Below are 12,996 nucleotides of genomic sequence, written 5' to 3'. Positions count from 1 at the left end.
AACAAATTATTATTTGTTTTTTTAAGAGGGAATTAAAATGGGAATGAGAACAAAGGAACTAAACGGAGATGAATGTTTTTTGGAATTAAAAAAACATTATGAATATATGAATGGAATTATACAAGAACTTCATGCAGAACTAGGTGAGTTAGCTGAAAAAATATTAAAAACAGAAACTAAACGTAAGAGTATATTCGATGCCGAAAGTGACCTGTTTGAAAGTAAACTAACATACTCTGAATATGTTCAATCTAAAAAATATATTTATAGAATTAAAGATTATATCGATACCGTTAAGGATGCTCTAAATAGCTATCAGAAACTGCAAGATAACTTAAGTTTTTATATTAAAAACCCAGCAGAGAAAAAAAACATTACACCAAACATCGCTGAGGATTATGATAATGTGACAGAAAAAATTCGTAATTATCCATATATTGGCTCTAGATTACACCGACTGTTATCCAAGTCTGATGCCAGGGTTAGCCAGTTGGTCATTGATGCTAAAGGGGATACTTTAGCTTTTCACGGTTCCTTGGCTAAAGTAAGATACACTGCAAATGATATATCTTATATGGTAGGATATTTACATTATAATAACCAATTAGATGAGAGTTTAAATACTAGTAATTCTGAGAATGATGAACTTAAAATTGTTGATGAATGTAGACAAGAAATGGACATGTCGAGTGATAAATTAATACAAGATAATACTAAAGAAGGTGAGGTTATTAGTAATAAAAATAAAATAAAATCAGAATGGCATATTGATGGTGGTAATTTAACAGATAATATTGCAGGACTTTATAGCAGAGAGCAAATTCTATCTAATGTAGTAAGTCATGATAATATTGTAGAATCCATTCTTCTACCTATACCAATATATTAGTTGCATATCTTCCTTTGATTCATCATACCTGCCTACAATGCAAGTAGGTAGGTTGTTACTTTTTCATTTCATGACATTTATAACCGTAATTCTTCAAGTTGCAGCGCTTTTAGTTGAGGTATAAGTGACTGGGCTACGCTCGCCGAGTCACAGAGTTTATCTATGCATCCCGTCTATTTCCCTTGTCGCATATCACAGTTCGAATTATTTTGGTTATGTAAAATTAACTTGTACGCTCCCTATTACATATACAAATTAACCTTCTAATTAAACACCATTTATTGATAAATCAAAGATCAATCAACTTTTACTTTGATGTCTGGTATATCCTTTGAGGTAAATCGGTAATAGGGAGGAAATGATGCTAGATAAGTAAAAATAGTGAAGACTTATTGAGCAAACTAGCGTATCGTGTTTAGTATATAAAACAAAATGTGTGTAAACTTGCGGTTTTAAACTTGCATAAGGTAATAAAATCGCTTTTTGCTAAACAGAGGCAACCAATGAGCGTGTTTATCGATTTTGACCAGTCAGTTTATCCGTTCCCAGCAAAACCAGCACGATTAAGCTCGGATGAAAAAGAATTTTATCGGCAGAAGATTAAGTCGCTATTGGTGGAGAAAAATGCGGTAATCGTTGCACACTACTATACTGATCCTGAAATTCAAGCACTTGCAGAAGAAACTGGGGGCTGTGTTGCAGATTCACTTGAAATGGCGCGTTTTGGGGCTAAACATTCGGCATCTACCTTAGTTGTTGCTGGAGTGAAATTTATGGGCGAAACCGCAAAAATTCTCAGCCCAGAAAAACAAGTCTTAATGCCAACATTAGAAGCCCAATGTTCCCTTGATATAGGTTGCCCTGAAGAAGAATTTATCCATTTTTGTGATGAGCATCCAGATAGAACTGTGGTGGTGTATGCTAATACTTCCGCAGCGGTAAAGGCTCGGGCTGATTGGGTAGTCACATCCAGTATTGCTGTTGAATTAATAGAGCACCTTGATAGCTTAGGTGAAAAAATAATTTGGGCCCCAGACCGCCATCTTGGGCGTTATGTCCAACAACAAACTGGGGCTGATATTCTGTGTTGGCAAGGGGCTTGCATCGTTCATGATGAATTTAAAACACAATCATTAGAAAAAATGAAAGCTCTATACCCTGAAGCTGCGGTATTGGTTCACCCTGAGTCACCACAAGCGATAGTCGACCTTGCAGATGCGGTCGGTTCTACAAGTCAGTTAATTAAAGCAGCACAAAATTTGCCTAACCCATTGATGATAGTGGCGACGGATAAAGGTATTTTTTACAAAATGCAGCAAGCTTGCCCGGAGAAGACGCTTTACATCGCTCCAACAGCGGGTGAGGGCGCAACATGTCGAACTTGCGCACATTGCCCTTGGATGGCAATGAATGGCTTAAAAGCGATTGCTGATGCTTTGGAAGGGAATTCGCAAGACCATCAAATTCATGTCAGTGAGATATTACGAGAAAAAGCATTACGACCATTAAATAAAATGCTAGATTTTGCAGAGAGTCTAAAATAATAAAATATAATTTGAATGAAATACTGAGCAATACAACATTAACGATCACTTATAAAGGATTTTGGGATGGATTTCTTTAGTACAGCCAATACGTTAGTGCAGATCCCGCTTTGGGGATCAGTTTATGATTTATCTTACATTGAAGCCGTGGGGACCATTGCTGGCTTACTTTGTATTCTACTTGCGAGTCTAGAAAAAACGATTAATTATCTATTTGGGTTAATTAACGTTTCTCTGTTTGCAGTTATTTTCTTTCAAATTCAGCTATATGCAAATCTATTGTTACAGATATTTTTCTTTGTCGCTAATATCTATGGCTGGTACGCATGGAGCAGAGTTACTAGTTCGCAGCAAGCAGAGCTAAAAATTCGTTGGTTGAGCTTACCAAAAGCAGCTATAACATTGGTTATTTCAGTTATCGCTATTATTTATCTGACATTTAATATTGATTCGGTATTTAGTGTGCTGGCGAGATGGGCCGTCGAGTTATTAAATCTATTTGGCGCTAACCTCGCAATGCCTGCAATAGAACCTGATGCCTTCCCATTCTGGGATTCGACGATGACCATTCTTTCCGTTGTCGCGATGATTTTAATGACACGTAAATATGTAGAAAACTGGTTGTTGTGGGTCATTATTAACGTCATCAGTATTGTGATTTTCTTTATTCAAGGTGTTTATGCCATGTCCTTAGAATACTTAATTTTATTAGGTATCGCCCTAAATGGCTCTAGGCTTTGGATAAAATCAGCAAAAGAAAACGGCTCCATGCCCATTTCTCGTACTTAGACAGAAAAAATCATCTAAAACAGCTAAAGTGGCATTATCGTCATTTAGCTGTTTTAGTTATTATTTGCTCTGAAAAATGCCAGTTCTGCCTACTTATCATGCTAAATTTCAACATTTCACCTCATTTTATAATTGGCTACTAATAAAGTCCTAGTTTTATCGTGCGCTTGCCTGTTTACAGATGTCTGTTGAACGGTTAGATTAAAATTTCGATGCTAATTATCTTTTATCCTTTCGAGTACAGTGAAGGAATTCAGCTGTCTACTCTGCGCTTTGTTCGGGCGAAACCAACTTGGATAAATTTGGCATGTAAATCAACTACAGTAAAAATAATAAACATTGGATATACAGGTATGAATTATCAGAACGATGACGTCAGAATAAAACAAATAAAAGAATTATTACCACCAATTGCTCTACTTGAAAAATTTCCAGCAACCGACAAAGCTGCGTTTACCGTTCATGAAGCACGCCTGGCAATCCACAATATTTTAGCCGGTAAAGATGACCGTTTAGTGGTAGTTATTGGCCCTTGCTCGATTCATGATACTAAAGCGGCTTTAGAATACGCAGAGCGCTTGGGTAAATTACGTGAGGAATTAAAAGGTTCACTGGAAATTGTGATGCGCGTGTATTTTGAAAAGCCACGCACAACGGTGGGTTGGAAAGGGCTAATTAATGACCCTAAAATGGATTGTAGCTTTGATATTAACGAAGGTTTACGTATTGCTCGTGAATTATTGCTGACAATCAATAACCAAGGCTTACCAACTGCGGGTGAGTTCTTAGATGTCATTAGCCCACAATACGTGGCAGATTTGATGAGTTGGGGAGCTATTGGTGCTCGAACCACTGAATCACAAATTCACCGTGAGCTAGCGTCTGGTTTATCTTGCCCTGTTGGTTTTAAAAATGGTACAGATGGCACAATTAAAATTGCCATTGATGCAATTAACTCAGCGCGTTCAGCCCACTGTTTCTTGTCAGTGACCAAGTGGGGCCACTCTGCGATAGTGAACACTAGCGGAAACCCAGATTGCCATATTATTTTACGTGGTGGTAAAGAACCAAATTACAGTGCTAAGCATGTGCAAGAAGTCCGTGAAGGGCTAGAGAAAGCGGGGCTTGTGCCTAGTATCATGATTGATTTTAGCCATGCAAATAGCTGCAAAAAATTCGAGAAACAAATGGAAGTGGCGACGGACGTTAGCGAGCAAATCCGCCAAGGTGACCGTTCGATTACAGGGATTATGATTGAAAGTAATCTTGTTGAAGGTAACCAGAATCTCGAATCTGATGAGCCATTAGTTTACGGTAAAAGTGTGACGGATGCGTGTATTGGTTGGAGTGATACTGAAAAAGTATTGCGTCAGTTATCAGATGCGGTGATCGCTCGTCGAAATAAATAATTTAAGAATAATAAGTACATCAAGCCAGATATTTTAATATCTGGCTTTTTTTATATATATACAGCACGATGGAATTTTATATTTTTTATTATACAAAAAATAAATTAGTTTTTTATTCTAAGCTGCATTATTATTTTTTTTTGTCATTTTATTAATGGCATTCTTTAAAGTTAGTTAAGTTTTCATATAAAGGAGTATATAAAATGGCATTAACTGATAAATCAAGAATTAATTATGAAATCAATCTTAGAGTGCTTTCTAATAAATTGAAAGAGAGTGCAGAAATAATGCAAGAAAGTATTATGAATGCTAGGAAAGAGTTAGAGGAAGATCGTGTAAGGCTGAATAATGATATTGATATTAGCATTAGAGGAGGCTGGGGGAATGATAAAGATAAAACCGATTCATTTAAATATATTGATTCGTTAAATGATTATCTTAACATAAGAGCAAGTGAATATAAGGATAATATTAAGGTATCTGAGTTAATGAATGAGTACATTGAAAACCCAGATAAAAGAACGGCTATCTTAGAACAAATCCGCCCTCTCGCTGAAAAGGTAAGTCAATTAGATGAAGTGCCTATTTTGTCTCGCAAAAATTATCCTTCAATGAATTCAGCAATTTGGTATGATTTGAAAGCGAATATTTCTGGACCTAAATTAAATAATGATTTCAAGTATGAAGTTGAATATATATTTAATTTAATGAATGCAGAAATAGATAACGATAATGGATATATTTCCAATAATGTCTATAATTATATGGAGGATGTTAAATATATTCGGGAAGGAATCCCCCGCATTGAGAAATCAATTTTAGAATATGAGGCAGACTATGTATCGGACAAAGAATCATTTCCTAGCACTGAATATTACAATGAATTTATATCAAGTTTAAAAGATAAAGTTAAAGAAGATAAAAGAATAGTTTCTATTATTAATGAAACTATTAAAGAGTATGCAATTAAAAATCCTAATAGTACACTTCATTTAAGTGGGAATAGTGGTTTTTCTCCAGTAGATATTTTGGGAGAATGGACTGTTTCGTTCATAGATAATCACTTTATTAGTATAGGTTCTCCTAATGAAGTGAATATTATTAACTTGACTCCACCTGTAATGCCTATGATACCTAACGCAAATTAATCGTAACGACTGCCGGCTTGTCAAGCGGCAGTCATTGTGTCGCCCACTTACTGTTTTTTTTGAATTTGGTTAATGAAGGTATTCAATTTTGACTGTTCTTCAGGTGTTGCATTCGCCGGAGTTGCCGTTAATTGCAATCGTTCAGTATCGGTCTGGACATCAAAATGTACTTTGCCTTTCTCGCCTTTTGTATATTCCACCTCTTTTAATGGAATACGATAACAGTAAGCGAAAATGTTTGGGCGAATATAGAAATATGAGTCTTTAATCGCTAAATAGACACCATCACCCGCTTTTTTGCCAAAGTAACCAAGGAAAATGGTGAAAACAAACAGGAACATCCCTAAGCTTTGGCTTAATATAATAAAGGTGATACTGATTAAGCCAAGAGCAACAACTAAAATACGGTTATTGCGTTTGTTGAACTCAACGCGTTGGTCAAATTGAACATTTAAAGAGGTATCAAATTGGGTTAACTGATGGTAACGCCAGCGGATCGCAGAGAAAATCATTCCCATGGTAAATACAATGGTGATTGGCATTAATGCTAGGCTACTGAGTACCGCAAGGACAATGGATAACCGAGGTTTATAAGTCATCACCATCATACTAATAATTTGTACTGGGAAGCTAATACAAGCAATGATCATTAAGGTTTTCATCAGCTCGGCATTAGCAGCACCATTTGAACCATCAACGACTAATTCGCCACCTTGGATCATATACAGCAGGGAACCCAAGATACTGGCGCTAAGTACAAGGCCAACCCAAACATACATATTAAATTTGTTCATTTTATTGTTTTATCAACCTTTCAATGTGTTTTCCCTATAATAATCGGTTATTGGGATTTCTTACACTGTGAGTTAAGTTTTTTTGAGGAATAGAAGTAAATGGATAAGAAAAAAGGGCTAAGCATATGGCTTAGCCCTTCAATATTTAGAGATAAAGTTAATAATTACTTCGCTTTACCTTGGTTTGCTACTGCGGCTTGTTTTGCAGCAATTTCATCTTGGTTACCTAAATAGTAACGTTTGATTGGTTTCATGTTTTCATCGAACTCATAAACCATTGGTACCGCAGTTGGGATGTTTAATTCCAAAATTTCATCTTCACTTAAGTTGTCTAAGTGTTTCACTAAAGCACGCAGAGAGTTACCATGAGCGGCAATAATGACTTTCTCGCCACTAGTAACGCGAGGCTTGATGACTTCTTCCCAGTAAGGAACGACACGCTCAATAGTGGTTGCTAAGCTTTCAGTAACGGGTAATTCTTTATCTGACAGTTTCGCGTAGCGAGGATCGTGCCCTGGGTAACGCTCATCATCTTTTTCTAGGTCTGGAGGTGTGATAGCAAAACCACGGCGCCATAATTTAACTTGCTCGTCACCGTATTTTGCCGCGGTTTCTGATTTGTCTAAACCTTGCAGAGCACCGTAGTGGCGTTCATTTAATTTCCAGCTTTTTTCAACGGGTAGCCATGATTGTTCAACTTGATCAAGGATATTCCATAAAGTATGAATAGCGCGTTTCAGAACGGAAGTGTAAGCAAAATCAAACACAAAACCTTCGTCTTTTAGCAGTTGGCCTGCAATTTTTGCTTCTTCGCGGCCTTTATCGGACAGTTCTACATCAGTCCAACCTGTGAAGCGGTTTTCTTTGTTCCACTCACTTTCACCGTGTCTTACTAAAACCAGTTTAGTTACAGCCATAGCTAAAACTCCTATCAGTACACTCAAATTAAAAATGAATTATTGCTGACCTACATTATAGGGATAGTCAACTCGAACGCTAGTAGCAACTTGCATTTTCTCCCTATCAATGCGAAAAACAAATTTTACACGAGAGTGATGACTTGTTTTCTAGGTTCATAGATCCTGTGGATACTCTAAATTTAACTCGAATTGAATCGATACAGCAAGTGGTAAAATGATTGTTTGTGCATTCCCATGATAGATATCAATCTAAGCACTCAATTACTTCTAACAAGAAGAACCGGTAATGGCTATTTTTTACGAATTATTGGAGATTGTTGCTTTTATCTATAATTTTGCAGTATTACATTCTCTTTTTGTATGCTTTTTGTTCAATGATGCATTCACTCTAGATTTTTTAACGATATAGCTAAGCAAAATGAGCGTAAAAGTGACTAATGGATTGATAAAGTTGAATTTTTTAATGTTTATTTATGCGTTATTTTATAATCTCATATTGAGTAATATCATTTAGGTGCTTTAGGGGTATCAATCGAATTATTATGTTACCCTATCCTAAATTAATTGTTTTTTGATTTTTTTGTTTCATTGTATCTCTTTAAATTTAGCCAATAAGAAAAATGGCATTCTATATAAAAACATATAAAAATAGCTTCTATTGGATTAATATAAAAAGCTCAGATTAATAATTAATAGTATTGCGAAATTCTTAGATTATTATACTTTTAGGTTTTCAGTGAGGTTATTATTTATCTAAAAAATTTATTTTAGATAAATCTTTGATAATCAGGTTTTTATTGAAAAATGAAAATAGCCATTAATATTTTTAGCATTTTAATTTTTATTTAATTTAATAAATGAGGGTGGAATCACAGTAATTTTCTATTTTATACGTTTAGAATGGTACTAGTTTCTAAAGGGGGACACTATGTCTTTACATTTTGCTTTATTTTTTAAAGGCTGCATTTTATTTTTGCTATCACTTGATAGCAAAATGAAAGCTTTATTAAGCAAAATTTGCTGGTTTGTACCAATTGCTTCCCTTGAAAAAGATGAATCTGAGAATTCTAATCAATCTGAAAATGATTTCTCAGTTAATTGGTCGCAGTTATGGCAGAGTGCACAGAAGCTTTATATTTCTGTATTTGATAGCGATTTAACTAAATTAGAAAGAAATGCTTATGTTAATCCTTTAATATCATTAAATATTCGTAAACGTCACGAATTGATCTTTTTATTCCTTGTGTCCAGTTTGCGCCACATAATGATTTGTCGTCATTCTAGTGGTGCACCTGGAAATATTATTTCTTTACCTTTAGCTGCCTTTAAAAAGCACAATGCGCATTTATGCCATTGTGCTTTTTTTATTGTCTGAATTAAATTTTAAGGAGTTGTTATGTTTATTGTTTGTGTTGCGGCTTGTCCTACTGGTGTTGCTCATACATATATGGCTGCTGAATCGTTGGATATCATAGGAAAAAAAAGAGGCCATGAAATTAAAGTTGAAACTCAAGGGAGTATGGGAATTGAAAATGAGATTACCAGTGACGATTTAGCAAGAGCAGATGCGGTCATTTTGGCTGCTGATGTCGCTGTTATTAATAAGGAGCGATTTAATGGGATGATTAAGCTTGAATGCAGTGTTGCAGACCCAATCAAGTATGGCGATGCAATTATTGATGCAATTGAGGAGGAAATGAAAAATGGGGCAGTCTAATGGAACATCGAAACTAGGCATTGGTACGGAAATAAAAAATGCCATTATGACGGGTGTGTCATGGATGCTGCCATTTGTTATCACAGGTGCAGTGATTATGGGGATATCTCGTATTGGTGCATCTTTATATGGTATTGATAATATTTGGGATTCTAGCCATCTGGAAGCTACAAATTTCGTCGTCCAAGTGCTTCATAAATTTGATGGTTTTGGAGGGTTAGCACTCTCTCTTATGTTACCTATCGTCGCGGGGTATATCAGCTTTGCTATCGCGAATAAGCCTGGTTTAGCGCCTGGAATGGTCGGTGGTTTGTTGGCAAGTAATTTAGGTACCGGGTTTTTAGGGGCCTTAGCAGCAGGGTTTATTGCTGGTTATATTGTACGTTTGTTAGCTAAATATACGAAATTACCAAAATCACTTGCATCAGCAGGACCGATTTTTATTTTGCCAGTAGGTGGTACATTACTCACCTGTATTATTATGGCATTTGTGATTGGTGCACCTTTAGCGGCACTTAATCATGGTATGGAGCAATGGCTTTTATCAATGTCGGGATCTAATAAAGTAATTCTTGCTGCCGTTATTGGCGCAATGGTTGGATTTGACCTTGGTGGCCCGGTTAATAAAGCCGCAGTAACCACTGCAATGGCATTATTAGCATCGGAAATTTACGAGCCAAATACAGCAGCTCAAGTTGCTATTATTATTCCCCCAATTGGGATCGGTTTAGCAACGCTAATTTGGTCAAAACGTTTTCCTGAATCATTAAGAGAAGCAGGAAAAGCTTCTACGCTAATGGGGTTAATTGGCGTTTCTGAGGGCGCGATCCCATTTGCTCTTGCTAATCCAAAGATTATTATCATTAACATTATTGGTGCAGCAACAGGTGCAGCTATGGCGGTCGGTCTAGGTGCGATAAATCATGCTCCTATTTCGGGATTTTATGGGTGGTTAGCCGTAGATAAATGGCCGATATATATATTATCGGTTGCTGTGGGATCTGCAATTATTACTATTGGCTCTTTATTAATATTTCGTGGTAATGAAACGATAGAAACTAAAAAAACAGAAACAGCTATTCCTAAATTTAAAGTCGGTCGTTAATTAGAGAGTTATTTTAATAATGTCGTACAGTGTTAATTAGCGTGAATAACGTGACGGGGCTGTTCTGCTAAAAATATTTTAAGGTCATAAAATGAAAACGGTACATTTAATTCAACATACGCACTGGGATCGTGAATGGTATTTCACTGAGAATGATTCAAAAATTGTTCTTTATTATTTCATGAATGATTTAATTAAACATTTAGAAGAAGATCCTTCTCTTGGCCCCTTTGTTTTAGATGGGCAAACCGTGGTGCTGGAAGATTATTTACAGGTTGCACCAGAAAGGCGTGATTGCTTACAGAAATTAATTAAACAAGGCCGAATTCTTATTGGCCCTTGGTACACACAAACTGATTTTTTAGTCGTTGGAGCGGAATCTATCACGCGAAACTTACTGTTGGGAAAAGTAGATTGTGAGCAATGGGGCGGTTATATGCCAATAGGCTATGTGCCTGATTCATTTGGACAAAGTGCACAGCTACCTATGTTTTTGCAAGAGTTTGGTATCAAACATGCGGTCGTATGGCGTGGATGGTGTGAACATGATGTCGCAAGTAGTGAATTTATTTGGAAATCGCAGTCAGGTCATAGTGTGGCTACTGCTGTATTACCTTGGGGCTACGGCTGCGCGAAATGGTTACCTGATAATCCAGAAAAAGCCTCTGCCGTTTTACCTGCTATCTTGGAAAAACAAGCCCGTTTTGCTCACTCAGACCAAATATTACTACCTAATGGTAATGACCAATCCCCTTTTGAATATGCCGTACCTGCGATGCTTGAGCAATTAAATAAAGCTCAAAAGGAATATTATTTTGTCAAAAGTAGTTTCAGTGCATTTTTTGATGCTTTACAAGCAAATAGCACTGAACTACCTGAATTTAATGGTGAATTGCTGAGCCCGAAATATATGCGTGTACATCGTGGTATTTTTTCTACACGAATGGACATTAAATTATTAAATGCAAAATTAGAACAATTTGTTAGTCAACAACTTGAGCCTCTTCTATCCATTAACTGGCGGCTTGGTTTACCTTATCCACAAACTGCGATTGACAATATTTGGCGTAAAGCTATGCAGTCACACGCTCATGATAGTATCGGCGGATGTAATTCTGATCGTGTTAATAGCATGGTGAAAGCACGCTTACAAGATGGTTTAGAAAGTGCAAATCAACTGTTTGACCTTAATATGAAGATGCTTGCTCGCGGGATTGAAGCAAAACAAGATGGTAAAAAAATTATCATTTTCAATTCGTTGCCACATAAAAGAGATGCTCAAGTTCGTATTACACTTTATACACCTGAAAATGATTTTTGTATTAAAGACGATGCAGGAAAACCTTGCCGCTGGCAACTTATTCATGAAGAAAAACAAGATATGTCTTTGATTGTACAAGAATTGGCGAATAGTACGACAACGACATGGTACCGGAAATGCGAAGTCTTGCTTGAAGTGAAAGAGTTACCTTCATGTGGTTATCAGACTTTTTATTTGGTTGAAGGGGAAAATTCAGGTTTTGAAATTCAACAAAACATTCAAACTGAAAATACATTAGAGAATGAATGGCTGAAACTTGAACTGCACCAAGGGCGATTGTTATTAACTGATAAACGTAATCAACAACAATACCCAAATATTCTTAGATTAATTGATGGTGGAGACGAAGGAGATAATTATAACTATTCGCCACCTGAAGATGATTGGTTAATTAGTAGTGATGGACACTTACAGCAATTTAACTGTGTAAGAGCATCGTTAATGGATTCATTTATTCTAAATTGGCGAATTCCAGTACCACAGAATGCAATTGCTCGCCAAACCAAACAGGTTAATGCGCGTTTATCTGCCACAATGCAGGTTTCTTTACCTCATGATAAGGCATGGCTAGATGTTGAAATCACAATTGATAATACCATTGAAGACCATCGAATTCAGGTTGAAATTCCTACGGAAATTCAACAGACATTTCACTTTGCAGACCAACCTTTTGGTTTGATTCAGCGAGAAAATAATCCAGCCAATATGGATATTTGGCAAAGTGAAAATTGGGTAGAGGCACCAACAGCGCTTTATCCAATGCAAAGTCTGGTAATGCAACATGATGATAAAAAAGGTATTTGTATCGTTACTGAAGGACTAAGAGAGTATGAAATCCCAGCCAATCAACCTGACATGATAAGAATAACACTTTTGCGCAGTGTGGGTTGGCTAGGCCAAGCAGAACTAACTTGGCGGCCAGGGCGTGCATCAGGTATGGTTTTGCCGTCACCGGAATCACAAATTCAGGGGCTTCATCATTTCCATTTTGCTATATTGCCGATAGAAAATGGCCAAAGCGCTCAACTATGGCGTGATATTGAGCATTGGCGTTTACCTGCATTTGGTTACCTAGATTCCGGTTGGTCTCAATTTAAAACGAATCCTCATTATATTGTTTTTCCTGATAATTATAGTTTATTGACGTGGGATAGTGAGCTGCACTTCAGCACGTTGAAAAAAGCACAGAATCAAGAGTCACTGATTTTACGTGGGTGGAACCCAAGTAGTGAAACCAAAACCTATACAGAACCTAAGTCGAATACGTTGATACATCAAGTTACTTTATCGGAGTCTATATGCATAAACACAGATAAAGCAGCTCCTTGTACACCTGTGTCTTGGTTAATTGACTAATTAA

General features: G+C 36.5%; 11 protein-coding genes. 9 read left to right on the top strand and 2 right to left on the bottom strand.

Going from position 1 to position 12,996, the window contains the following annotated elements:
• Nucleotides 1-37: 37 nt before the first annotated feature.
• From PZ638_RS15155 to PZ638_RS15135, 5 genes are all read left to right on the top strand, one after another.
• Nucleotides 38-889, top strand: coding sequence for a hypothetical protein (locus PZ638_RS15155; protein WP_112307260.1), 852 nt, complete (start codon nucleotides 38-40; stop codon nucleotides 887-889).
• 503 nt (nucleotides 890-1,392) lie between these two features.
• The gene (gene nadA, locus PZ638_RS15150; protein ID WP_094962401.1) at nucleotides 1,393-2,433 is read left to right on the top strand and encodes a quinolinate synthase NadA; all 1,041 of its coding nucleotides are present in this window, start codon (nucleotides 1,393-1,395) and stop codon (nucleotides 2,431-2,433) included.
• Between the two features lie 66 nt (nucleotides 2,434-2,499).
• Complete coding sequence (gene pnuC / locus PZ638_RS15145; protein WP_094962402.1) at nucleotides 2,500-3,222, top strand: nicotinamide riboside transporter PnuC; 723 nt, start codon at nucleotides 2,500-2,502, stop codon at nucleotides 3,220-3,222.
• Between the two features lie 353 nt (nucleotides 3,223-3,575).
• Entirely contained in the window at nucleotides 3,576-4,631 is a 1,056-nt protein-coding gene (gene aroG, locus PZ638_RS15140) for a 3-deoxy-7-phosphoheptulonate synthase AroG (RefSeq protein ID WP_036957937.1), read from the top strand.
• Nucleotides 4,632-4,834: 203 nt separating this feature from the next.
• Nucleotides 4,835-5,779, top strand: a complete 945-nt coding sequence (locus tag PZ638_RS15135) for a hypothetical protein (protein ID WP_144140406.1) — start codon at nucleotides 4,835-4,837, stop codon at nucleotides 5,777-5,779.
• Nucleotides 5,780-5,826: 47 nt separating this feature from the next.
• Here PZ638_RS15135 and PZ638_RS15130 read toward each other — a convergent pair whose 3' ends face one another.
• Nucleotides 5,827-6,573: a hypothetical protein gene (locus tag PZ638_RS15130; RefSeq protein WP_004256754.1), complete on the bottom strand. Its 747-nt coding sequence runs from the start codon at nucleotides 6,571-6,573 to the stop codon at nucleotides 5,827-5,829.
• A 164-nt stretch (nucleotides 6,574-6,737) separates the two neighbouring features.
• Nucleotides 6,738-7,490 carry a 2,3-diphosphoglycerate-dependent phosphoglycerate mutase gene (gene gpmA / locus PZ638_RS15125; RefSeq protein WP_004256752.1) on the bottom strand — a complete coding sequence of 251 codons (753 nt, stop codon included), beginning with the start codon at nucleotides 7,488-7,490 and terminating at the stop codon, nucleotides 6,738-6,740.
• Nucleotides 7,491-8,421: 931 nt separating this feature from the next.
• Between gpmA and PZ638_RS15120 the strand changes: the two genes are divergently transcribed.
• From PZ638_RS15120 to PZ638_RS15105, 4 genes are all read left to right on the top strand, one after another.
• The gene (locus tag PZ638_RS15120) at nucleotides 8,422-8,868 is read left to right on the top strand and encodes a hypothetical protein (protein WP_004256749.1); all 447 of its coding nucleotides are present in this window, start codon (nucleotides 8,422-8,424) and stop codon (nucleotides 8,866-8,868) included.
• A gap of 21 nt (nucleotides 8,869-8,889) precedes the next feature.
• The gene (locus PZ638_RS15115) at nucleotides 8,890-9,210 is read left to right on the top strand and encodes a PTS fructose transporter subunit IIB (protein ID WP_004256746.1); all 321 of its coding nucleotides are present in this window, start codon (nucleotides 8,890-8,892) and stop codon (nucleotides 9,208-9,210) included.
• Nucleotides 9,197-10,315 carry a PTS fructose transporter subunit IIC gene (locus tag PZ638_RS15110; RefSeq protein ID WP_272674673.1) on the top strand — a complete coding sequence of 373 codons (1,119 nt, stop codon included), beginning with the start codon at nucleotides 9,197-9,199 and terminating at the stop codon, nucleotides 10,313-10,315. Before PZ638_RS15115 ends, PZ638_RS15110 begins: the two co-directional genes overlap by 14 nt.
• 91 nt (nucleotides 10,316-10,406) lie before the next feature.
• A complete protein-coding gene (locus PZ638_RS15105; RefSeq protein ID WP_094962405.1) occupies nucleotides 10,407-12,992 on the top strand; it encodes a glycoside hydrolase family 38 N-terminal domain-containing protein in 2,586 nt (861 codons plus the stop codon).
• Nucleotides 12,993-12,996: the final 4 nt, after the last annotated feature.

This window comes from Providencia hangzhouensis, assembly GCF_029193595.2.
GTDB classification, from domain to species: Bacteria; Pseudomonadota; Gammaproteobacteria; order Enterobacterales; family Enterobacteriaceae; genus Providencia; species Providencia hangzhouensis.
This window is presented reverse-complemented; position numbering and strand designations above follow the sequence as displayed.